Below are 22,402 nucleotides of genomic sequence, written 5' to 3'. Positions count from 1 at the left end.
TGATAAGACTCAGCGGAATCGGCCGGTAAATCAACTCCCATTCCTGCATCGTGAGATGCGATCTCACGATGTGGCTATGTGTACCAGTCTGCTGCGGATTGTTCCAGGCGTGAAAGGTCACCTGCAAGAATTCTTGTACAACAATTCTTGTGGCAGCTAGGGTGGCTCGATGAGCCCTGCCAACCGCCGGACCGTCGACTCCTCGGTTCCGGCCGCGATCCACCATCCGCTCCGCCATCGACTGCTGGATCTGCTGCGTGCCGACGGGCCCGCGACCGCCAGCCGGCTGGCGGAGGCGACCGGTGAACTGGTCGGTAATGTCAGCCACCACCTCAAGGTCCTGGCGACCGCCGGTGTCATCGCGGAGGTGCCGGAGTTGGCCAAGACGCGGCGCGAGCGGTGGTGGCGGGTGGCGACGGCGGTCGACTACTCCTGGTCCACCGAGAGATGGCTCACATTGACGCCCGAACGCCTCGATGAGCTCAGCGCGAGGATCGAGAACCTGATCCGGGAGTACCACGACGATCCGTCCGAAGGCGCCGACGCCCATGACGTCTTCGTCTTCGCCCATGCCGTCCCCGGCCGACGGTGACCCGGATTTTCCGGGCTTCGGACGGTGTACGCCGCGGCGCCGCTGCGCTAGCGTGTCGGCAACCAATAGGAAGGTTTCCTAACGGTTGTTGGAGGGGAGCTCCGCGATGGGAACGTTGCGCCGCGTCATCTCGATCACTCTGGCTGCCGGGCTGGCGGTGTCACCCGCTGCGGCCGCTGCTCATTCGCCGCTGTACTCGGGGCTGATCCGGGTGAACCAGCTCGGCTATACGGGGGCGGCGGGCGAAGCGGCGTACCTGATGACCGGGCAGGTCGCGGCGGGTGCTCGATTCGAGGTGGTTGACCGGCGTGGGCATCAGGTGCTGACCGGGCGTGCCGGTGCTGACACCGGGTCGTGGAACTCGGCGTACCAGCATGTTTACAAGCTGGATCTGTCCGGGTTGCGACGGCCGGGGACGTACCGGGTGAATGTGGCTGGGGTGCCGACCTCGCCTGCCTTCGAGGTTGGTTCCGACCTCCGGTTGCTGGGCGGGGCGAAGGACAAGGCGGTGACGTTCTTCACCGAGCAGCGGGACGGCGCGAACGTCGTGAAGGGGTCGCTCGGGCGGAAGCCGGCGCACCTCACGGACCGGGCCGCGTCGGTCTACGACACACCGAAGTTCGTCGACCCCGACACCGATCAGACGGTGGGGGAGCTGCGCAGGGTCGGCGGGCCGGTGGATGTCGAGGGCGGCTGGTACGACGCCGGCGACTACCTCAAGTTCACCCACATCGCGGCGTACTCGGAATCGTTGCTCTGGGCATCGGCCAGGGACAGCCGGTGGCCGGATTCGACCGTCCTGAAGGAAGCCCGGCACGGGCTGGCCTGGCTGGACAAGATGTGGGACGAGAAGACGAAGACGCTCTACATCCAGGTCGGCGCGGGCACCGGGAACGTCGAGGAGACCTTCATCGGCGACCACGACATCTGGCGGCTGCCCGAGGCGGACGACCACGACAACGCCCCCGGCCACCAGTTCATCAAGAACCGCCCGGTCTTCCGCGCGGCCGCACCCGGCAAGCCGCTGAGCCCGAACCTGGCCGGTCGTACCGCCGCGGCGTTTGCCCTTGCTGCACAGGTGGAAGCACGCACCTCGCCTCGTCTCGCACGTCAGCATCTGGCGACCGCCGCGCAGATCTTCGCGATGGCGCAGACGACGAACGTGAAGCAGCTGACCACGTCGCTACCGTTCGCCTTCTACCCGGAGAGCGCCTGGCGGGACGACCTCGAACTCGGTGCTGCCGAGCTTGCTCTGGCTGCACGGAAGCTTCACGATCCCAGGGCACGTGGATGGCTGAAGGCCTCGCAGCACTGGGCGGGGGAGTACCTCAAGCACGAGGCGGGCGGCGACACCCTCAACCTGTACGACGTGAGCGCGCTCGCGCATGCGGACCTGATCCGTGCCGCTCGCTTCGACCGCACGGTTGACGTCGCCGCGTTGAAGAACGATCTCCGCGCCCAGTTGGAGATCGGGGTGAAGCGGGCCGCGAAGGACCCGTTCGGCGCCGGCGCGCAGTACGACAACTTCGACGCCGTTCCGCACGCCTTCGGCCTCGCCGCCACCGCTCGCCTCTACCGGACCGCCACCGGCGACCGCCGCTACGACGCGTTCGGTAACGGTCAGCTCAACTGGAACTTCGGCGCCAACCCGTGGGGCGTCTCCTTCATGGTCGGCATCGGCGAACCCGCCCAACGCTGCCCCCACCACCAGATCGCCAACATCGTCGGCCGCCCCCTGGTCGGCGGCGTCGTCAACGGCCCCAACTCCGCCGACCTCTTCGAAGAAGGCCTGGGCGACAACCTCGACAACATGAGGCCCTGCCCCGCCAACGGCATCGACACCTTCAACCAGTTCACCGGCCGAGGTTCCCGGTAGTCGACGACGTCCGCTCCTGGCAGGCGTCAGAGCCCGCCGACGACTTCGCCGCGATCGCCGTCTACGCCCTGACTCGGTAGCGCCTGTCGGATTGGCCCGGGGTCGTTCGTGGTGGTGGTAGATCCCGGGTACAAGGCTCGGGCATCGGTGAGAGGACGGCGACGATGACCGGTACCGATACGAGCAGCGGAGTACGACCCTTTCGGTTCGGGGTTGTCGCGCCGATCCTGAACGGACTCCCGGCCTGGCGGGATCAGGTGCGGCGGATCGCGGACAGCGGGTATTCGACGGTTCTGATGCCGGATGTGCAGCAGTGGCAGCCGGCGCCAGGGCCGGCCTTGGCGATCGCGGCGACTCTCGCGCCGGAGCTGCGAGTGGGCACTTGGGTCTACGCCTCGCCTCTTCGTGCCGCCTCCAGCGTGGCATGGGAGTCGCACTCGTTGTCGGTGCTCACCGAGGGGCGCTTCGAGATGGGCATCGGTCCCGGCCGGCCTGGGATGGAAGAGGAACTGCGGCAGTCGGGGCTGCCGGTCGCGACGCCGAGCGGGCGGTTGGCGCAGGTACGGGACGCCATCTCGGCGCTACGCGAGCTTGATGGGCCGGATCTGCACACGCCGGTTGTCGTCGCGGCCCGCGGACCGAAGAGTTGGGCGCTGGCTACCGAGCTTGCCGACACGATCATCTGCGCGGTACCCAGCGAGTCACGAGACGAGGCTGTGCGGATGGCGACGGCTGCACGCGCTACCCGCGACATGGAACTGGCCTTGCACGTAGCGGTGGTCGGTGATGAGAGGTCGGCGTTCATGGCCGGTCCCGACACGGACATCGCCGCGCTGCGGGCCAAGGACTCGCTGCTGGTGCTTCCCGCGGATCCGAAGGCGGCTGTCGAGGAGCTCCTGAGGCGGCGGGAAGAGGGCGGCTTCTCGTACATCGTGATCGGCGCCAACGCCGCCGAGGTGCTGGCGCCGGCGGTCGCCGAGCTCACCGGCCGCTGAAGTCTCCGGGCGCTGGAGCCAGCGCTGAGGTCTCTGGGCGCTGGAGCAGGCGCTGGGGTCTCCGGGCGCGGATCAGTCTTTGGGGTGGCCGGCCCGCCAGGTTTTGATCAGCTGGGCGAGGTCTGCGCGGATGAAGGCGAAGAACTCGGCGTTGGCCGCGAGGCGTCGGCCGACGACCGAGTCGGCGCCGAAGAGGTCGACGCCGGACAGGACGGAGGACTCCCACTCGCCGAGGGCGTTGTTGCGGCGTTCGAGGACCGCGGCGAAGACGTCGTCGCGGATCCGGTAGTGATCCTTGCGGGAGCCGGGGAGGCGTTCGCGGGTGATGAAAGAGACCTGGATCAGCTGCCGGACGGCGCCGGAGACGGCGGGCTGGCTGATCTTCAGGGATTCGGCCAGCTCGGCGGCCGTCATCGTGCCCTCGGGGCTGACCAGGATCCGGGCCATCACCCTGGCCGACATCGTCGGTACGCCGCTGTTGGTCAGTACGCCGGCGAAGCGCTCGACGAACTGGCTGATCTCGGCGGGTGTGGGTTCCGGTGGCATGACGAAACCCTAGCTCAGTTATTACAAATATCGGATAATTGAAACGGCCCGCTTCCGGCGTACCGGGAGCGGGCCGTCGCGATCCTCAGTTGAGGTCGAGACCCGGGTAGAGCGGGTGCTTGTCGAGCAGTTCGGCGGACGCGGCGCGGACCTTGTCGGCGATGCCGTCGGCGAGGACGTACTTCGCCTTGGACGCGGCACCGGCCGACGTGGTGGTCGGGGTGACGCTGGACAGCACGTCCACCATCAGCTCGGCGACCTTGTCGAACTCGTCGGCGCCGAAGCCGCGGGTGGTCAGCGCCGGCGTACCGATCCGGACGCCCGAGGTGTACCAGGCGCCGTTCGGGTCGCGGGGGATCGCGTTGCGGTTCGTCACGATGCCCGCGTCGAGCAGCGCCGACTCGGCCTGCCGGCCGGTGATGCCGTACGACGAGACGTCGAGCAGGACGAGGTGGTTCTCCGTGCCGTCGGTGACCAGCTTGACGCCACGCTTCATCAGGCCCTCGGCCAGCGTGACCGCGTTGTCGGCGACGTTCTGCGCGTAGGTCTGGAACTCGGGGCGACGGGCCTCGGCCAGCGCGACGGCCTTGGCCGCCATCACCTGGCTGAGCGGGCCGCCGAGCACCATCGGGCAACCACGGTCGACGGCATCGGCGTACTCCGGCTGGCACAGCACCATGCCGCCACGCGGTCCGCGGAGCGACTTGTGCGTGGTGGTCGTGGTGACGTGGGCGTGCGGTACCGGGTCGTAGTCGCCGGTGAAGACCTTGCCGGCGACGAGTCCGGCGAAGTGCGCCATGTCGACCATGAAGGTCGCGCCGACCTCGTCGGCGATCTCGCGCATCTTGGCGAAGTTCACCTTGCGCGGGTACGCCGAATAGCCGGCGATCAGGATCAGCGGCTTGAACTCACGGGCGGTCGCGGCGACCTTGTCGTAGTCCAGCAGGCCCGTCTCCGGGTCGGTGCCGTACGAGCTCTGGTGGAACATCTTGCCGGAGATGTTCGGCCGGAAACCGTGCGTCAGGTGGCCGCCCGCGTCGAGCGACATCCCGAGCATCTTCTGGTCGCCGAGGGCCTTGCGCAGCTTGGCCCAGTCCTCGTCGGACAGATCGTTGACGTGCTTCGCGCTCGCCTCGGCGAGGGCCGGGGCCTCGATCCGGTTGGCCAGGATGGCCCAGAAGGCGACCAGGTTGGCGTCGATGCCCGAGTGCGGCTGGACGTACGCGTGCGGTGCGTTGAACAGCGCCTTGGCGTGGTCCGCGGCGGTCTGCTCGACCGTGTCGACGTTCTGGCAGCCGGCGTAGAAGCGGTGCCCGACGGTGCCCTCGGCGTACTTGTCCGAGAGCCAGTTGCCCATCGTCAGCAGGGTCGCGGGGGAGGCGTAGTTCTCGCTGGCGATCAGCTTCAGCGAGGACCGCTGGTCGGCCAGCTCGGCCTTGATCGCGCCGGCGATGGTGGGCTCCACCGCGCCGATCACCTCGAGCGCGTTGCGGTACGCGGCCGACGCCGTCGCGGCGTCGAAGGGTTGAGTCATCTTCGTCTCTCTCCTGAGGTCGCACAGGGTTTCCTGTGACAAGGTCGTAGCACCCAGGCGCACGGTGCCGACGGTCTTTTCGCTCCCCGGTGGTCGATCCCACCTCAGCGCCAGTCGCGACGCGGTAACCCTAGCGTGTGGGGGCTCCCGCTAGAGGATGCGGTCGATGATCGGACGGTACGCCGTGGTGCGCGGCAGCGTTCCGAAGACGCCACCCCAGTCGCCGGCCAGCCGCGAGCCGACGAAGGCGTCGGCCACCTCAGGCGTGGAGTGCCGCACCAGAAGCGATGCCTGCAGGCAAACGGCCATCCGGGCGGCCAGCCGTCGCGCCCCCGCCTCGGCACCGGCCAGGTCCGCGAGTGACTCCAGTACGTCGGTCACCGCCGCGTCGAGCCGCTGGTCGGCGCCTCGGGCCGCCCCGACCTCGAGCAGCCAGGCCTCGAGCGACTCAGGTCGTCTCAGCGCCCGCAGCACGTCGAGGGCGTTGACCGTGCCCGAGCCTTCCCAGATCGAGTTGAGCGGCGACTCGCGGAACAGCAGCGGGAGACCGCTCTCTTCGACGTAGCCGTTGCCGCCGAGACACTCCAGCGCCTCCGCGACGGTGAACGAGGTCCGCTTGCAGACCCAGAACTTGGCCAGCGGCAAGGCGATCCGCCGGAATGCGGCTGCCTGGTCGTCACCGGCCAGCGACGCGTCGACGGCCGCCGCCAAGCGCATCGAGACAGCGGTTGCTGCTTCGCTCTCGATGGCGAGATCGGCGAGAACGTTCTGCATCGCGGGCTTGTCCTTGAGCAGATCGCCGAACGCGCTCCGGTGCGCGGTGTGCCAGGTCGCCTCGACCAGCGCGCGGCGCATCAGCGCGGCCGAGCCGAGCACACAGTCGAGCCGGGTCGCCGCGACCATCTCGATGATCGTCCGGACGCCGGCGCCCTCGTCGCCGAGCCGGTAGCCGACGGTGGAGTGGAACTCGACCTCGCTGGACGCGTTCGACCGGTTGCCGAGCTTGTCCTTCAAACGCTGCAGGGCAAACGCGTTCCGGTTGCCGTCGGCAAGGACCCGGGGGACGACGAAGCAGGTCAGACCGTCGGGCGCCTGGGCCAGGACGAGGAAGACGTCGGCCTGGGGCGCGGAGCAGAACCACTTGTGGCCGTTGAGGATGTACTCGCCGTCGGCGCCGGCCGGGGTGGCGGTCGTGAGATTGGCGCGGACGTCGGAGCCGCCCTGCTTCTCGGTCATGCCCATTCCGGCCAGCGCGCCGGTCTTTGCGGCGGGTGGAAGCCGGCGGGGGTCGTACTCGGTGGCCGCCAGGTGGGGGACCCATTGGTCAGCCAGCGTCTTGTCTGCGCGGAGGGCCGGTACGGCGGCGTACGTCATCGAGATCGGGCAGCCGTGGCCGGGCTCGACCTGCGACCAGACGTAGAAGCCGGCCGCGCGGATGAGGTGTGGCGACGGGCGGTCGCTGGTCCAGGGCGCGGCCTGGAGTCCGAAGCCGACCGCCTTGTTCATCAGCCAGTGCCAGGACGGGTGGAACTCGACCTCGTCGATGCGGTGGCCGTAGCGGTCGTGCGTACGGAGTACCGGGCTGTTCTGATTGGCCGGGAGGGCGTGCGAGAGCGCTTCCTCGGAGCCGGCCAGTTGGCCGATCGCGGTCAGGCCGGGATCGTCGAACAGGTCAGCGTACGGACGCAGAGAGTCACCGAGAGCGGTGTCCCGCGTGAAGAAGTTCACCCCTTGCAGTGGGGGAGCCTGATTCGTTACAGCGTTTGGGTCCGCCATGTCAGTACGGTAAGCGGTATGGCACGCTCTGGGTCCGAGACCTCCGTCTCACTTGCATGGGCCCGACGACTCCCCGGGACCACGTGGCGGTTGCTGACCCAGACGGTCGGCACCTGCCTGCGCTACCGGGTCACGGGTCTGGCCGCGGAGGCGGCGTTCTTCGCGATCCTGTCGCTGCCGCCGCTGATCTTCGGACTGGCCGGCAGCATCGGTTTCATCGCCGGCAAGTACTTCCAGGTCGAGACGATCGACGACATCAAGCTGCAGATCGCCGAGCTGGCCGGCCGGGCGCTGACCGCGGACGCCGTCAACAACGTGATCGTGCCGACCCTGGAGAAGGTGCTCGACGACGGCGGCCGGCCGGACGTGATCTCGGTCGGTTTCGTGCTGGCGCTGTGGTCCGGCAGCCGCGCGCTGAACGTCTTCGTCGACACCATCACGATCATGTACGGGATGGGCGGCCGGCGCGGCATCATCCGCACCCGGGCGCTCTCCTTCAGCCTGTACTGCGGTGCGCTGGTGATCGGCGTGATCGTCCTCCCGCTGGTCCTGGCCGGCCCCGGCGCCGTCGACGCCCTGCTGCCCCAGCGGCTCGACTTCCTGAACCAGCTCTACTGGCCGGTCGTGACGATCCTGTCCGCAGGCTTCTTGAACACCCTGTACCACCTCTCGGTCCCCGTGCGGACCCCGTGGATCTCCGACCTCCCCGGCTCGTTCCTCGCCCTCTCGATCTGGATCCTGGGCAGCTTCGTCCTCCGCTGGATCCTGCAGACCACCGTCGGCGGTACGTCGATCTACGGCCCGCTCGCGGCCCCCATCGCCGTCCTCATGTGGCTCTACATGACAGCCATCGCCGTACTGATCGGCGCCGCACTGAACGCGGTGGTCGACCGCATGTGGCCGCACAAGTCCCGCAAACACGTCACCGCCGAAGCCTCCGAGCCGGTGATGAAGGCGGACTCGAAGGTCCACCAGGAAGAAGACACCGCCCCCGACGACGAACGCCCCGAGGTCAAAATGGCCAAGGCCATCGAGGCCCTAGGCGAACCCCGAGTCCCAGCCTCCCCGGAACAGGTGGTCGAGCCGGTGGCTGAGGTCGTGCCTGTCGCCGAACCGGTTGCACCTGTCGCCGAACCGGTCGCACCCGTCGTCGAGCCTGAGGACGAGCCGGCGTCCGCGCCCGTAGTACGAGCTGCTGTGGACGGTACCGACCTCAAAGCCAAGCGGCCGGCCATGCCGGTAGAAGAGCGGAAGCCGGCGACTGTCGGAAAACCCGGTGCGCCTACCGAACCCGACGACCTAGGCTGATTGCGACGTGACAGCAGCGTTCCGTGCGTACGGAGCGCCCAGGACATGGAAGGGAGCTGACGGTGTCATGAACTTGTACCAGGCCCATCGGGCCGTCGTCTCCCACTTCGTCCGTCCGCTGAGCTGAACTCGCGGCCGGGCCTCCCGAAAGGTTCGTCGCACGATGTCAGCACAACTCCTGGCCCTCGGACTAGACCCCGAAACGGCCGACTACCTCGCAACACTCTCCGAGGACTTCGTACCGGGCCGCGTGGTCCGCGTCGACAAGGGCCTGTCCACCGTGCTCACCGAAGACGGCCCCGTCCGCGCCAGCTGGTCAGGCGCGGTCCTAGCGGCCATCGCCACCGACCCGCAAGCAACCCCGTGTACCGGCGACTGGGTCGCTCTACGCCACTGGCCGGACGACCGCATCACCGTCGAGGCGGTCGCACCCCGGCGTACCGCGATCGTCCGAGCCGAGGTCGGCGGCAGCTCCCGCGGCCAGGTACTCGCGGCCAACATCGACGTAGTCGCCATCGTGGTCGGCTTGCACCCAGAGCCCAACATCGGCCGGATAGAACGCTTCCTCGCCCTCGCCTGGGAAAGTGGTGCCCGCCCAGTCGTAGTACTGACCAAAGCCGACCTAGTAGGCGACGCAGACACAGTCGCCGAGGATGTAGCGACCGCTGCCCCCGGCGCCGACGTACTGGTCTGCAGCGCCACCACAGGAGAGGGCCTAGAGACGGTACGGGCCCTCCTGGACGACAACGCCACCATGGCCCTCCTCGGCACCAGTGGCGCGGGCAAGTCCTCCCTGGTGAACGCCCTGGCCGGCGTGCAACTCCTGGACGTCCAAGCAATCCGCGAAGACGGCAAAGGCCGCCACACGTCCGTACGCCGCGAACTGATCCTCCTGCCCAGCGGTGGAGTCGTCATCGACACCCCCGGGCTGAGGGGGATCGGCTTGCAAGAGGCCGGCGAAGGCCTCTCAGCCGCCTTCCCGGATGTGACCGCCCTGGCCGAGCAATGCCGCTTCAAAGACTGCGTCCACCTGACAGAACCAGGCTGCGCAGTACGAGAAGCCCTGGACGAAGGCACTCTCTCCGTCCGCCGCTACGAAAGCTGGGTAAAGCTCCAGCGCGAAGCCGCCTACATGGCCCGCCGAGCCGACAGCCGCCTCCAGGCCGAGGCCCGCAAAGCCTGGGTCCGCCAAACCAAGGACTACCGCCGAGACATCAAACCGCGTCCTTGATTTTGCGGATGCAAGACTCGGTCCCATGGATCGCTCAGTCTTGGTCACCGGCGCCTCCCGCGGCATCGGCGCCGCCACCGCCCACGCGTTCGCCACCGAGGGAGACCGGGTAGCCGTCCATTACGGCTCCTCGAGAGACTCCGCCGAAAAGGTCTTGAACGACCTACCGGGGGAGGGCCACGTCCTGGCCCAAGCAGACTTGGCCGACCCAACCGCAATCCAGCAGATGGTCGAGAGTGCAGCAGCCGCCCTAGGCAGCATCGACGTGTTGGTCAACAACGCCGCCATCTACGAACCCCACCCGCTCCGCGAGACGACGTACGAGGAATGGCAGACCGCCTGGCGCAACACCCTCGACGTCAACCTCACCGGCACCGCCAACGTCACCTGGTGCGCGGCCCAACACATGACCCGAGGCGCCAGAATCATCAACGTCTCCTCCAGAGGCGCCTTCCGGGGCGAACCCAACCAGCCGGCCTACGGCGCCAGCAAAGCCGCCCTGGTCTCCTTCACCCAATCCCTAGCCCGCTCGCTAGGCCCAGAAGGCATAGCAGTAACCGCCATAGCCCCCGGCTGGACCACCACAGACATGGCAGCCGAAGCCCTGTCCGGAGACGGCTACGACAGAAGACGCCTAGAGAGCCCCCTAGAACGAGTCGCAGCCCCCTCCGAAGTAGCCGCAGCAATCGTCTACCTGGCATCTCCATTGGCCGAGTTCGCCACCGGCACAGTCCTGGACTTCAACGGCGCTTCCCACCTACGTATGTAACTGGGCGCAAGGCCAACCGCCGCCTACGTGCACCCAATTGACCAGCGCGTCCATGGGCCAAGGGGGGTGTGGGTGGCGAAGCCCCCACAACGCGGCAAGCGAAGCGCAGCCGCACAAATGACGAGGACGACCCGTTCCGCCGATGTTGGCGGACATAGGTCGTCCTCGCTCCGAGTGGACGATACTGGGATCGAACCAGTGACCTCTTCCGTGTCAGGGAAGCGCGCTACCGCTGCGCCAATCGTCCAAGCTTCAGGATGTTTCGAGGTGGAGACGGGATTCGAACCCGTGTACACGGCTTTGCAGGCCGTTGCCTCGCCTCTCGGCCACTCCACCACAGAGTCTCAGCCTACTGACCTGTACCGAGCGAACGACCGGGTTCGAACCGGCGACCTCAACCTTGGCAAGGTTGCGCTCTACCAACTGAGCTACGTTCGCATCGAACCGAGCTGTTCGAACTTCTTCGACCTGCTCGGTGCGAGAGCAGAACAGTAGCGCACTTTCCGCACGGGTGGAAATCGGTATTGGGGCAACCACGACACACCTTCCCAGGCGTGAATCTCACCACTCCAGCCCCACCAGTTGCACCCGTTTCCATCGCATGATGAAGCCCCCGACAGAAGGACATCCCGATGCCACACGCCGCCGCCCGCTCCGCGGAAATCCGCAAAGCCGACACCCTCCACCGCCTCGAAACCGACGTGGACGCGTGGGTGGCGACGGCGTCCCCCGACGGTACGCCGTACCTCATGCCCCTCTCGTTCCTCTGGCAAGACGGCGCCCTACTCCTGTCCACCGCCCGCAAGAACCCCACCAGCCTCAACATCCAGGCAACAGGCCTGATCCAGCTCTCACTGGGCGAGACCCGAGACGTAGTCCTGATCTGGGGAACCGCCGAACTGCTCGACACCCTCCCCACCCCCGCCGCAGAAGCCTTCGCCCAAAAAGCCGGCTTCGACCCCCGCCAGTCCAACTACCCGTTCTTCCGGGTAACCCCCACCCGAATCCAGGCCTGGCGAGAAGTCAACGAAATCCCCGACAGAGACCTGATGCTCAACAGCACCTGGCTGATCTGACCCAACCCAGCCCGCCCGCAGAGAGTCGGCACCAAGGCCAGCCGGACGCGGCCACCAACGGCGCCGGGCGCAGAGAGCCGCCGCCAATCAGGGGCGGCCACAGGGGAGTCGCCGACCAACGAGGGCGTGCGCACGGAGTCCCCGACCAACGAGGTCGGCCGCAGGGGGAGTCGCCTACAAACGAGGCGGGCGCAGGGGAGTCCCCTACAAACGAGGGGCGGGCGCAGGCAGTTCGCGACCGACGAGGGTGGCCGCAAGGGAGTCGCTCGCCAATAGGGCGGGAGCAAGGGGAGTCGCTGACCAACGAGGGTAGGCCGGGGCGGAGGGGGTGTGGGTGGCGAAGCCCCCACAACGCGGCGAGCGAAGCGAAGCCGCACAAATGACGAGGACGACCCGCTCCGCCGATGTTGGCGGACACGCGTCGTCCTCGCTCCGAGTGGACGATACTGGGATCGAACCAGTGACCTCTTCCGTGTCAGGGAAGCGCGCTACCGCTGCGCCAATCGTCCAAGCATCAGGGTTTGATCGAGGTGGAGACGGGATTCGAACCCGTGTACACGGCTTTGCAGGCCGTTGCCTCGCCTCTCGGCCACTCCACCATGAGAGAAAGCAGGCCTTCAGAAAACCCTCTCCGAGCGAACGACCGGGTTCGAACCGGCGACCTCAACCTTGGCAAGGTTGCGCTCTACCAACTGAGCTACGTTCGCGTTGCAACCGGGTTTTTCGTTCCCCTCGGTGCGAGAAGAACACTAGCGCACCCTGCGGGTGAGTTCAAAAACGGGGGTTACCTTCCGGCCAACCGCGTGTCATCGACTGGTCACTCGCGGACGTCGTGGCAGGCCCGGGAAGCCTTGCGGCATAGGGTGTCCGGGGTTGGAAGGAGCAGGAATGAACATCTGGCTGAACGGCGCTCTTCAGGACGCCGCTGCCATCAAAGGCACGGTTGGCGTCTCGCCGCTCGACCACGGCCTCACCACGGGTGACGGCGTCTTCGAGACCATCAAGATCGTCGACGGACAGCCGTTCGCCGTCACCCGGCATCTGGACCGGCTGGTCGCCTCCGCGACCGGGCTCGGACTGCCGGCGCCCGATCTGGCGCTGGTGCGGGACGCGATCGCGACCGTCGTGAAGGCCGACCCGGACATCGCGTTCGGCCGGCTGCGGATCACGTACACCGGTGGGGTCTCGCCGCTGTCCTCCGATCGCGGTACCGACGGCCCGACGCTGATCGTCGCGGCCCAGGCGATCGAGAAGCCGGCGCCGAGTTCGGCGATCGTCACCGTGCCGTGGGTGCGCAACGAGCGCAGCGCCGTCGCCGGACTGAAGACCACGTCGTACGCCGAGAACGTCCGCGCACTCGCCTACGCCAAGGAGCGTGGCGGCAGCGAGGCGATCTTCGCGAACACCGTCGGCGACCTGTGCGAGGGCACCGGCTCGAACATCTTCTGCGTCTTCGGCGGCGAGCTCGTCACGCCGACACTGGCGTCGGGCGCGCTGTCCGGCGTCACCCGCAATCTGGTGCTCGCGTGGTTCGGCGGCGTCGAGCGCGACGTGCCGCTGGCGAAGCTGGCCGAGGCCGATGAGATCTTCCTCACGTCGACCACCCGCGACGTTCAGGCGATCCACCGTGCGGACGGCCGCGACCTCGCAGTACCGGGTGAGGTGACGACGGCGGTCGCGAAGGTCTTCGCCGAACGCTCCGCCGACGACCTCGACCCGTAAGGGCAGGACGGCGTACGTAGTACAGGGCACAAACGACAGCGTCCGGAGCACCAATTGGTACTCCGGACGCTGCGCGTCGGCTACTCGCCGGCTGTCTTGCGCCGCTCGCGATACGCCGCGACGTGCAGCCGGTTGCCGCAGGTGCGGGCGTCGCAGTACCGCTTGGAGCGGTTGCGCGACAGGTCGATCAGCGCGTCGTCGCAGTCCGGCGCCTCGCAGCGCCGCAGCCGCTCGCGCTCGCCCGCCGAGATCACCTGGGCAAGCGCGATCCCGCACTCGACCGTGATCCGGCAGGTCAGCGACGAACCGTCGCGCGAATAGTGGATGTGCCACGGGTGACCGTCGTGGTTGGTCAGCCGGGGCGTCGTCGTACCGCTCGCGACGATCGCGTTGATCATCGCCGCCGCCTCCGCGTCGGACGCCGTCGTGAACACCGGCGCGAACAGCGGCCGCAACTCCCGGATCTCCTGCAGATCGGTCTCGGTCAGGTTGCCCACCGCGCTGAACTCCTGCTCGTGGACGAACTTCTCCAGGTCCTCGAGCGTTGCCATGGTGTCGACCTGGCTACTCGGTCCGGGCATCGTGTTGACCAGCCGGACCAGCGTGCCGAGCGCGTGCTCGGTGTCGTGCGAGAAAGTCACAATCACGTCTCCAACGCGACGGGGTCTCCGTCTTGCAGCAAGAGTAGCCCGGCCCGATTCGTACGTCGCGGACCAATGCGCTATGGTTTCACCCGCAACACAGTACGACGCAAGCAGATCCGGGCGATTGGCGCAGTGGTAGCGCGCTTCGTTCACACCGAAGAGGTCACTGGTTCGAACCCAGTATCGCCCACCCGAGATCAAGCCGGTCAGCCCTCAAGGCGACCGGCTTTTCCATTTGGTACGACAACTCGCCACGCGTGGCCGGACAACTCCCCACGCGCCCCCCGCCGTCCCTCGCCCCCAGCTCTGGCCGCTCCCACCCTCCTTTGCCGCGCCTCCGTCGCGGTGACCACCCCCGGCGCAGCCTGCCTCCGCCCCCAGCCAATCCGACGACCAGCCGACCCGCCGCAGCTCTCGACGCCGCGTCTGCCACGCTGGCGATCCATTCGTTCGGGACGCACCGAGCAGCCAGGCTCGGACGGATCTCAGTAGTAGCGGCGTAGGGCTGGCCAGAGTTGGGACCAAGGGGCTTTGGTGGTGGTGCAGAGGACTAGGGCTGTGCCTTGTTCTTCGTTGTCCGCGTTGACGCCGTTGTCGACGGTGCCTACCTGGTGGCAGTTGGTGAAGTTGGCCTCGTAGGCGGGGGCGCGTTCTTGTTCGATGAGGAGGACTGGGCCGTTTTGCATGTCGGAGGGCTGGGACCAGTCGTAGAAGCTCATGTGGCCTGAGTAGGGGCGGGGGAGGCCGACAGCCGGTCCGTACTTCGCGAGCGCGCCGGCTTCGCCGTAGTTGCCGGCGAAGAGGACGGCTCGGGCTCTTTGGTCTTCGGGGATCTGGTGCCAGGCGTTGGCGACCGCGGTGGTCAGTTCGGGCCAGCCGATCTGTTCGCCCTGTTCGGCGTTGACGGGGATGGCGAAGTTGACGGCTGAGGCGGGGAGGACGGGCAGGGTGAAGAGGGCTGAGGTCAGGGCGGTCAGGGTCAGACCGATGGTCAGGGTGATGCGGCGGGATCTGGTACGGGCGGTGGTCAGCCAGTTGATGGTGGGTTGGCAGCCGGCTGCGACTAGTACCAGGAGCAAGGGGAGGGCGTAGTACGGCTTGCCGCCTAGGGCCAGCACGACCACGCAGAGGATGGGGTAGGCGAGGGCGATGGGGCGGGCCCAGCGGAGGGTGGGGGTGCGCCAGAGGTTGAGGAAGCCGGCTATCCAGATCGGGATCAGGAACGGGGAGAGCTGGAGGAGCTGGAGGGGGACGAACATGATGCGGTTCTCGGTGCCGTCGTCTTCGCTGATGCCGCCGGCGACTGTGAGTTGGGGCCAGTCGTGGGTTGCTTGCCAGATCAGGTTGGGGGCGGCGATGAGGGCGGCTACGGCCAGGCCGGCGGGGAGCCACCAGGTTCGGAGTACGGAGCGGGGGCCTGTGATGAGGACGGCGATCAGGAGCGCGGCTAGGGGAAGTACGACCAGGTATTTGTTCTCCAGGGCGATTCCAGAGGCGACGCCTAGGGCTACCCACCAGCGGGGGTTGTTGGTGCGGAGGAGCTTGATGGCCAGGAGGGCGATGGTCATCCAGGCGAGTAGGTCGTAGGTCGCCGTCGAGGCGAGGTGGCCTACGCCCATCACGAAGCCGGAGACGGCGGTGCAGATGGCGGCCAGGGTCTGGGCTCGGCGGGTGGCGCTGAACTCGCGGGCGATCAAGGCGACCACTACGACAGTCAATGCGCTGCTGAGCGTCGAGATCACCCGGATGCCCATCGGGGTCTCGCCGAAGATCGTGGTGGAGATGTGGACCAGCAGCGGAGTGAGGGGTGGCTGGTCGACGTAACCCCAGGCGAGGTGGTCGCCGGCGACGAGGAAGTACAGCTCGTCGCGGTGGAAGCCGTAGCGCCCGGACAGGGCAGTCAGTACGACGGCCAGCGTCACCGCGACCCCAGCCACCGGCCGCGTCGCGAACCCCACCCCGGGACGAATCATGGCGGCATGCTGTCAGCCGATGGGGGCGTCGGGAAGCTTTCGCCGTCAGCCGTGGAAGTACGGGGTTTGTCAGCTGAGGAAGTACGGCGCTGCGCCGCGCGGCAGGTGGATCGCCCGGCCGGCCAGCGAGTCATCGGTGATGAGGCCGACCACCGCGTCGGTCAGCGTGGCCAGCGGGACTTGGGCTGGGCCGCGCTCGGCCTCCGGCATTTCCTCGTACTCCGAGATGCCACGCTCCGTCGCCACCCAATCAGGCACCACGCAGTTCACCCTGACGCCATGCGACTCCCGCAGCGGCGCGAGGGTCGCCGTGAGCCGAATCAATGCAGCCTTCGCAGCGCTGTACTCCGGTGACACATGCGCCTCGAACCCCAGTCCCGCAGTCGAACTCATATTGACGACAGCACCACCACCGGCGTCCCGCATCGCTCCGAGCGCGAGCTGCGTCGCAAGCATCGGCGCCCGCAGGTTGAGGTCGAGCGACGCGGTCCACCGCTCCACACTCGCCTCGGGAAAGCACGGCCGCAGTACCGCCCCACCGCCCGCGTTGTTAACCAGAATCCGCGGCCGGCACCCCATCAATTCAGCCACCGCCTCGTCATCCCGCATATCAACCCGCACGAACCGCGCCCCCGCGCCGATCAACGAGCAGGCCTCCCGCCCGCCCTCCTCATCGATGTCCGCCAACACGACCGACGCACCCTCAACCGCCAACCGCTGAGCGACAGCCCGCCCGATCCCCACCGCCGCACCGGTCACCACCGCCAGCTGACCTGCAATCTGCATGCCACTCACCTCCGCCCGCCACCCTCCCCGAACCCACCGACAGGAAATCCGCGACGGCTCCGAGGTGGGTGGGCCTGGTGCAACAGGTTGGTATAGGTCAACCAGCTCGCTTGCCTCAGGCGCGCGGGGGCTGGTTTGGTATATCAACCTGTTGAGCGGGAAGGGATCGCTGTGGTTCTGCTGTACGAGCGGATCAGTACCCACGTGCTCGAGGAGATCCGCAGTGGGGTGCTCGGGCCGGGGGACCGGGTCGCGTCCGAGATGGAACTGGCGGCGCAGTTCGAGGTCAGCCGGATCACCTCCAAGCGCGCTCTCGAGGTACTCCGGGAAGCCGGCCTGATCGAACGGATCCGGGGCAAAGGGTCGTTCGTCGTCAAGCACCTGCCGGACCTGGAAGGCGTGACCGCACCCCTCAAAGGCGCGCTCCGCCCGGTCCGTCGCGGCCACCGGCCGGGCTCGATCGCCCTCCTCATACCGGATGTCTCCGAGGCATACGGCCTGGAACTGCTGCAGTCGATCGAGGAGCACTGCGCCGAAGCCGGCGCGAATTTGATCGTACGGCGTACGCGCGGCCGTCAGTCGGACGAGGAGCAAGCCGTCGAGACCCTGGTCGCGTCCGGCGAGGTGGACGGGCTGATCGTGTTCCCGGTGCACGGCGACTTCTACAACGCGAGCCTGTTGCGGCAGGTGCTCGACGGGTTCCCGCTCGTGCTCGTCGACCGGCATCTGTCCGGCATACCGGTGTCGGCCGTCCATACCGACAACGTCGCGGCGTCACGCGCGCTGACCGAGCGGCTGCTCGATCGGGGGCATCGGCAGATCGCGTTCGTCTCGCCGCCGCCGCTGAACACGTCGAGTATCGAGGACCGGCTGGAAGGATTCCGGGCAGCGTTCGCGGAACGGGCGCCCGGGCGGTACCAGCCGCATCAGCTGACCGAGTTGCGCAGTACGTTGCCGGGATCGTTCACGCCGGAGAGCGTGCGCTCCGATCTCGGGCTGATCCGGGCGTTCCGGCACCGTTTCCCCGAGGTGACGGCGTTCGTCGCGTGCGAGTACAACCTGGCCAGGATGCTGGACCGCGCTCTCAGACCGAGCGATCTGGTGATCAGCTGCTTCGATTCTCCGGGCGATCCGATCGCGGGGCCGCCGTTCCTGCATGTCCGGCAGGATCAGCGTGAGATGGGCAGGCAGGCGGTCGAGCTGCTGCTGGCCCAGCTTCGCGGCGAGTCGGTTCCGAAGCTGTCGCTGGTTCCGTTCCAGTTGGTCGATGCTGAGCGCAACTGACTTTCGGCAGTACTCCGGGTCGCGCTCTGCTGTGTAGCGTCGGGGCTGTGAAGTGGACGCGCGCGGGAGACCTCGGCTTGTGGGCCGGACTCTCGTTGCTGGTGCTCACCGAGAGCGGTGCGCGGAACGACCCGCTCTGGATGCGGGCCGGCTGCCTCGCCGTACTGGCCGTTGCTGTCCTTCTCCGCCGCTCGCGTCCGGTGATCGGGCTGAGTCTGGTGATCGCCACCGAGGTGGTGATCCTGGCGGGCAGTCTCGGGACGACGATGGGCGTTCCGATCGCGCTGATCCCGGCGATCTCGTTGCTGAGCTACGTTTCCGGACGGCGGGAAACGCGGCTGCGACCGTTCGTGCTCATGTGCAGCGGCGAGCTGGCGGCGTTGCTGATCCTCAGCCTGGCCGTGCATCGCGACGTTCCGGTGACCGAGGCCGTACTGACCTGGCTGCTGATCTTGCTGCTCTCGCTGCTCGTCGTGGTGCTGCCGTGGCTGATCGGCCGGTACCGCGCACAGCAGGCGTTGCTCGCCACGGCCGGCTGGGATCGCGCCGAGCGGATCGAGCGCGAGCACCGGATGGAGATCGCGCAGGAACGGCTCAGAGAGCGCTCCCGGATCGCCGAGGACATGCACGACTCGGTCGGCCACGAACTCTCCCTGATCGCGCTCCGAGCCGCCGCACTGGAGGTCGACGCGGAGCTGCCCGAGCGTCATCGGCGTGCCGCCACCGAGCTGCGCGAGGCTGCCGCGACTGCGACGGAACGGCTCGGCGAGATCATCGGCGTACTACGTGACGGCGAGGCGTCCGTCGTTCCGGCACAGGAGACGGTGGCGGAGCTGGTCGACCGCGCGGCGGCGTCGGGGCTCGCGGTGAAGCTCGTCCAGGAAGGCAATTCCGAGCTGTCCCCGATGGTTGATCGAGCGGTGCACCGAGTCGTCCAGGAGTCACTCACCAACGCGAGCAAGCATGCTCCAGGTGCCGAGGTAGTGGTCACCGTCTCGCAGGTAGGCGACCAGGTCGAGGTGCGGGTGCTGAATGACGCAGCACCCGGCTTGGCGAGCACTGAGCGGGGTGGACACGGCACGGCGGCTGAGCGCGGCAGGCACGGCTCGGCGGATGCTCGGGCGGGTGAGCCGGGTGCGGATGGCTCGGGGCGTGGTGGATCTGGCGGGCGGGGACTGGCTGGGTTGGCGGAGCGGGCGCGGTTGGTGGGCGGGTCGTTGCGAGCGGGAGCTCGGAGTGGTGGGGGGTTCGAAGTACTGGCTCGGATTCCTCGAGCGGGTGGGCGGGTTGAGGCTGAGGTGCCGGTTGAGTCGGGGGCGGCGGATGAGCGGGCGACCGTACGCCGGAATGCCCGGCGCGGGCTGATCACCGCGGTCACCGTGCCGGTTGCGATCGGTGCAGTGGTCGGATTGGTTGCCTTCGGCTACTACATGATCGTCGGGTACAGCTCGATCCTGCGGCCGGCCGACTACGACGCGCTCCGGCTCGGGCAGCCGGTCGATCAGGTGGAGGCGCGGCTGCCGGCGATGCAGATGGTCGGTCCGCCAAGTGATGGGGTTGAGCAGCCGAAGGAGTGGAGCTGCCGCTTCTATCGGCCGGATGCGCCGTTCTCGACCACCTACGCCTACCGGCTGTGCTTCCAGAACGGAGTACTGGTGGCCAAGAGCGTGATCCAGACCGGCTCGGTGCAACCGGAACTCCCGGCCACCGAGGGCCAGCCGACCGCCGATGACGAACCCACCACCGAAGGGACGCCGTGACGATCAGGGTGTTGCTGGCCGACGACGAGGCGATGGTCCGGGCGGGGGTGCGGGCGATTCTCGGTTCGGACGAGGCGATCGAGGTGGTCGCCGAGGCAGCCGACGGACACGAAGCCGTCGCGCTCACCCAGCGCCATCGGCCCGACGTCGCCGTCCTCGACATCCGGATGCCCCGGATGGACGGTCTCGCGGCCGGCGCCGAGATCAAGCGGACTGTTCCGGAGACGGCCGTCGTGATGCTCACCACCTTCTCCGAGGACGCGTACATCGCCAAGGCACTCGGCGACGGCGCCAGCGGCTTCCTGCTGAAGTCCGGCGATCCCCATGAGCTGATCGCGGGACTGAAGGCGGTCGCCGGAGGCGCGGCGTACCTGTCGCCGAAGGTCGCTCACCGGGTGATCGCCGAGCTCAGCGCCGGCACCGGTGGTGGCCGGATGGCACGTGCCGCGGCCGCCAAGGAACAGATCGACGTACTGACCCCGCGCGAACGCGAAGTCCTCGCTCTGGTCGGCGCGGGACTGTCCAACGCCGAGATCGCCGGCCGCCTGTACCTCGTCGAGGGGACCGTCAAGGCCTACGTCAGCGCCGTACTCACCCGGCTAGCGGTGAAGAACCGGGTCCAGGCCGCGATCGTCGCTTACGAAGCCGGCCTGGTCGCGGATTGACCGTTACTGCCAGCGCCCGGTGACGTCTGCCTTCGTCGGGCAGTATCCGGGTGGCCGGCCGACGCTCCGGCGGGTGACATCGCCTGGACACCCGGTCATGGGATAGTGGGACCTCCCGGGTGGATCGTTACCCGGGATATCAGCCAGACACCCAGTTACCAGCCCCAGGGGAGCGGCAGCCCCGCCCCCTCTCACAGAATCGGGGGATCTAGGTCGTGACCGACTCGCACAACTCCGGACAGCACAAGGACCGGGAAGCGGCAGCGGCCGAGGTCCGGAGGATGTGGCAGCCGACCCCGTCCTGGACCCAGCCGGATCCCAACCCCGCTCCCACGACGCCGCCGCCCCCGCCTCCCGCGCAGAAGCCGCCGGTGAGCAGCCAGGCGACTCCCGACCCGGAAGACGTCGAGGAAGAGGCAGTGGAGGAAGAGCAGCCGGACGCGCTGTCCCAGGACTTCCCTGGCGACTCGTGGTCGCAGCCCGCCGAGACACCCAAGGCCAACCCGGAGCCGTGGACGCAACCGGCTGCGGACCCCGCCGCCGACGCATGGACCAAGCAGCCGGCCGAGGATCCTGCCGCGGACGCTTGGAGCAACCAGTCGGCCGCAGAGCCGGCCGGACGGGCCAAGGAGCCCGCTGCGGACCCGTGGAGCAAGTCGGCTGGCTATGAGCCGACCGGCGAAGCCTGGACGCGGTCCAGCGAGCCTGCTGGCGACCCGTGGACGCAGCCTGCCCAGGAGCCCGGCCAGCCCGCTGGGCCTCAGCTCTCCCCGGCTGCGCAGCACTTCTTCCCGCAGGGCATTCCCGGCCAGGGCGCGCCGCAGCAGGATCGGCCGGTCTCGTACCGCGCTGACGAGCTGCTGCAGGCCCTGCCGTTGCCGCGGGAGGCTCCTGCCGAGAAGGGCGTTCGCAGCGTACTGCGCTTGCGCCCGGGCACCTCTGAGCGCTTGGAGCGCATTGCGCGCGCCACTGCGGCTACCGCCTTCCGCCGGCCCGTCACCGTGACGATCGCCAACCCCAAGGGCGGGTCGGGCAAGACGCCGACCACGCTGCTGCTGGCCGGCGCGCTCGGTCAGGCGCGTGGTGGCGGGGTCGTGGCCTGGGACAACAACGAGCTGCGCGGCAACATGCACCTGCGTACGCACGACACCAACAGCCGCTCGACCGTGACGGATCTGCTCCAGGCGATGCAGATGCTCACGCAGCCGGATGCGCGGCTTGGTGATGTCGGTGCGTACCTGCGTCATCAAGTGTCGGGGCAGTACGACGTACTGACGTCTGCGACCACGACGTACGCGCAGATCGAGGCGAAGGACTTCGACCAGATCCACCGGCTGCTGAGCCGCTTCTACAAGGTGCTGGTGATCGACACCGGCAACAACGAGGGCTCCAGCAACTGGCGCGAGGCGATGAAGGCCTCCGACGTCCTGGTCATCCCGATCAAGTGGAAGAGCCTGTCCTGCGCTGCCGCCGTGCAGATGCTGGAGGAGCTCGACCACCAGGGTCCGGACGCGCAGCGATTGATCCGCCGCGCGGTCATTGCGGTCAGCAACGGCCCCGGCGACGTCAACAAGGAGGTCGAGAAGCAGCTCCGCCCGTACTTCGAATCGCGCGCGGCCGCTGTCGTCGACATCCCCACCGACCCACACATCGCAGCCGAGGGCCCACTCGACCACTCGGCCCTCCAACCAGCCACCCGCCGCGCGGCCCTCGAACTCGCCGCCAAGGTAGCCGAACAGATCACCATCGCCCTCAACGTCCCACGCTGAACCAATTGCACCGTCGAGAAGGTGCGACCTTGAACACCCAGCGGCGACCTTGAACAAGAAATAACGTGTTCAAGGTCGCCGCTGGGTGTTCAAGGT

18 protein-coding genes, 7 tRNA genes and 1 riboswitch are annotated in these 22,402 nt (G+C 67.9%); of the genes, 13 read left to right on the top strand and 12 right to left on the bottom strand.

Annotated features, from left to right (window positions below; translation table 11 throughout):
* Window positions 1-169: 169 nt before the first annotated feature.
* The 3 genes from ABD116_RS20280 to ABD116_RS20270 all read left to right on the top strand — a co-directional run bounded on the left by ABD116_RS20280 (window position 170) and on the right by ABD116_RS20270 (window position 3,463).
* Window positions 170-592 (top strand): helix-turn-helix domain-containing protein, encoded by a 423-nt coding sequence (locus tag ABD116_RS20280; protein ID WP_343972211.1) that lies wholly within the window; start codon window positions 170-172, stop codon window positions 590-592.
* Between the two features lie 106 nt (window positions 593-698).
* The gene (locus ABD116_RS20275) at window positions 699-2,468 is read left to right on the top strand and encodes a glycoside hydrolase family 9 protein (RefSeq protein ID WP_343972208.1); all 1,770 of its coding nucleotides are present in this window, start codon (window positions 699-701) and stop codon (window positions 2,466-2,468) included.
* 164 nt (window positions 2,469-2,632) lie between these two features.
* A complete protein-coding gene (locus ABD116_RS20270) occupies window positions 2,633-3,463 on the top strand; it encodes an LLM class flavin-dependent oxidoreductase (protein WP_343972206.1) in 831 nt (276 codons plus the stop codon).
* Window positions 3,464-3,535: 72 nt separating this feature from the next.
* Here the strand turns inward: ABD116_RS20270 and ABD116_RS20265 are convergent, their stop codons facing one another.
* The 3 genes from ABD116_RS20265 to ABD116_RS20255 all read right to left on the bottom strand — a co-directional run bounded on the left by ABD116_RS20265 (window position 3,536) and on the right by ABD116_RS20255 (window position 7,319).
* Window positions 3,536-4,009, bottom strand: coding sequence for a GbsR/MarR family transcriptional regulator (locus tag ABD116_RS20265; RefSeq protein ID WP_343972203.1), 474 nt, complete (start codon window positions 4,007-4,009; stop codon window positions 3,536-3,538).
* An 85-nt stretch (window positions 4,010-4,094) separates the two neighbouring features.
* Entirely contained in the window at window positions 4,095-5,543 is a 1,449-nt protein-coding gene (locus tag ABD116_RS20260) for a glycine hydroxymethyltransferase (protein WP_343972201.1), read from the bottom strand.
* A 44-nt stretch (window positions 5,544-5,587) separates the two neighbouring features.
* Window positions 5,588-5,671, bottom strand: a riboswitch (ZMP/ZTP riboswitch).
* Between the two features lie 22 nt (window positions 5,672-5,693).
* Entirely contained in the window at window positions 5,694-7,319 is a 1,626-nt protein-coding gene (locus ABD116_RS20255; RefSeq protein WP_343972198.1) for an acyl-CoA dehydrogenase family protein, read from the bottom strand.
* A gap of 18 nt (window positions 7,320-7,337) precedes the next feature.
* On the opposite strand from ABD116_RS20255, the gene ABD116_RS20250 reads away from it, so the two are divergent.
* From ABD116_RS20250 to ABD116_RS20240, 3 genes are all read left to right on the top strand, one after another.
* A complete protein-coding gene (locus ABD116_RS20250) occupies window positions 7,338-8,627 on the top strand; it encodes a YihY/virulence factor BrkB family protein (RefSeq protein ID WP_343972195.1) in 1,290 nt (429 codons plus the stop codon).
* A 163-nt stretch (window positions 8,628-8,790) separates the two neighbouring features.
* A complete protein-coding gene (rsgA, locus tag ABD116_RS20245) occupies window positions 8,791-9,858 on the top strand; it encodes a ribosome small subunit-dependent GTPase A (protein ID WP_343972192.1) in 1,068 nt (355 codons plus the stop codon).
* 25 nt (window positions 9,859-9,883) lie between these two features.
* Window positions 9,884-10,627, top strand: coding sequence for an SDR family NAD(P)-dependent oxidoreductase (locus ABD116_RS20240; protein ID WP_343972190.1), 744 nt, complete (start codon window positions 9,884-9,886; stop codon window positions 10,625-10,627).
* 175 nt (window positions 10,628-10,802) lie between these two features.
* On the opposite strand, the gene ABD116_RS20235 is transcribed toward ABD116_RS20240, so the two are convergent.
* The 3 genes from ABD116_RS20235 to ABD116_RS20225 form a co-directional block, all read right to left on the bottom strand.
* Window positions 10,803-10,874 (bottom strand) — tRNA-Val (locus ABD116_RS20235).
* An 18-nt stretch (window positions 10,875-10,892) separates the two neighbouring features.
* A tRNA-Cys gene (locus tag ABD116_RS20230) sits at window positions 10,893-10,963 on the bottom strand.
* A gap of 29 nt (window positions 10,964-10,992) precedes the next feature.
* Window positions 10,993-11,065: transfer RNA gene (locus ABD116_RS20225), tRNA-Gly, on the bottom strand.
* A gap of 194 nt (window positions 11,066-11,259) precedes the next feature.
* On the opposite strand from ABD116_RS20225, the gene ABD116_RS20220 reads away from it, so the two are divergent.
* Window positions 11,260-11,703, top strand: coding sequence for a pyridoxamine 5'-phosphate oxidase family protein (locus ABD116_RS20220; protein WP_343972187.1), 444 nt, complete (start codon window positions 11,260-11,262; stop codon window positions 11,701-11,703).
* Between the two features lie 437 nt (window positions 11,704-12,140).
* Here ABD116_RS20220 and ABD116_RS20215 read toward each other — a convergent pair.
* The 3 genes from ABD116_RS20215 to ABD116_RS20205 all read right to left on the bottom strand — a co-directional run bounded on the left by ABD116_RS20215 (window position 12,141) and on the right by ABD116_RS20205 (window position 12,410).
* Window positions 12,141-12,212, bottom strand: a tRNA-Val gene (locus ABD116_RS20215).
* A gap of 19 nt (window positions 12,213-12,231) precedes the next feature.
* Window positions 12,232-12,302: transfer RNA gene (locus ABD116_RS20210), tRNA-Cys, on the bottom strand.
* Window positions 12,303-12,337: 35 nt separating this feature from the next.
* Window positions 12,338-12,410: transfer RNA gene (locus tag ABD116_RS20205), tRNA-Gly, on the bottom strand.
* Window positions 12,411-12,591: 181 nt separating this feature from the next.
* Between ABD116_RS20205 and ABD116_RS20200 the strand changes: the two genes are divergently transcribed.
* Entirely contained in the window at window positions 12,592-13,425 is an 834-nt protein-coding gene (locus ABD116_RS20200) for an aminotransferase class IV (protein ID WP_343972184.1), read from the top strand.
* A gap of 80 nt (window positions 13,426-13,505) precedes the next feature.
* On the opposite strand, the gene ABD116_RS20195 is transcribed toward ABD116_RS20200, so the two are convergent.
* Window positions 13,506-14,066: a CGNR zinc finger domain-containing protein gene (locus tag ABD116_RS20195; RefSeq protein WP_343972181.1), complete on the bottom strand. Its 561-nt coding sequence runs from the start codon at window positions 14,064-14,066 to the stop codon at window positions 13,506-13,508.
* Window positions 14,067-14,187: 121 nt separating this feature from the next.
* Between ABD116_RS20195 and ABD116_RS20190 the strand changes: the two genes are divergently transcribed.
* Window positions 14,188-14,259, top strand: a tRNA-Val gene (locus tag ABD116_RS20190).
* 295 nt (window positions 14,260-14,554) lie between these two features.
* Here ABD116_RS20190 and ABD116_RS20185 read toward each other — a convergent pair.
* Both ABD116_RS20185 and ABD116_RS20180 read right to left on the bottom strand, forming a co-directional pair.
* Window positions 14,555-16,042 (bottom strand): ArnT family glycosyltransferase, encoded by a 1,488-nt coding sequence (locus tag ABD116_RS20185; RefSeq protein WP_343972179.1) that lies wholly within the window; start codon window positions 16,040-16,042, stop codon window positions 14,555-14,557.
* A 69-nt stretch (window positions 16,043-16,111) separates the two neighbouring features.
* Window positions 16,112-16,828, bottom strand: a complete 717-nt coding sequence (locus ABD116_RS20180; RefSeq protein ID WP_343972176.1) for an SDR family NAD(P)-dependent oxidoreductase — start codon at window positions 16,826-16,828, stop codon at window positions 16,112-16,114.
* Between the two features lie 171 nt (window positions 16,829-16,999).
* Here ABD116_RS20180 and ABD116_RS20175 point away from each other — a divergent pair, with 171 nt between their 5' ends.
* The 4 genes from ABD116_RS20175 to ABD116_RS20160 all read left to right on the top strand — a co-directional run bounded on the left by ABD116_RS20175 (window position 17,000) and on the right by ABD116_RS20160 (window position 22,306).
* Entirely contained in the window at window positions 17,000-18,112 is a 1,113-nt protein-coding gene (locus ABD116_RS20175; RefSeq protein ID WP_343972173.1) for a GntR family transcriptional regulator, read from the top strand.
* A 47-nt stretch (window positions 18,113-18,159) separates the two neighbouring features.
* Window positions 18,160-19,872: a sensor histidine kinase gene (locus ABD116_RS20170; protein WP_343972170.1), complete on the top strand. Its 1,713-nt coding sequence runs from the start codon at window positions 18,160-18,162 to the stop codon at window positions 19,870-19,872.
* The gene (locus tag ABD116_RS20165; protein ID WP_343972167.1) at window positions 19,869-20,537 is read left to right on the top strand and encodes a response regulator; all 669 of its coding nucleotides are present in this window, start codon (window positions 19,869-19,871) and stop codon (window positions 20,535-20,537) included. The genes ABD116_RS20170 and ABD116_RS20165 overlap by 4 nt, the downstream gene beginning before the upstream one ends.
* A gap of 215 nt (window positions 20,538-20,752) precedes the next feature.
* Window positions 20,753-22,306: a chromosome partitioning protein gene (locus ABD116_RS20160; protein WP_343972164.1), complete on the top strand. Its 1,554-nt coding sequence runs from the start codon at window positions 20,753-20,755 to the stop codon at window positions 22,304-22,306.
* Window positions 22,307-22,402 lie beyond the last annotated feature (96 nt).

The organism is Kribbella koreensis (genome assembly GCF_039525325.1).
In the GTDB taxonomy this organism is placed as follows: Bacteria; Actinomycetota; Actinomycetes; order Propionibacteriales; family Kribbellaceae; genus Kribbella; species Kribbella koreensis.
This window is presented reverse-complemented; position numbering and strand designations above follow the sequence as displayed.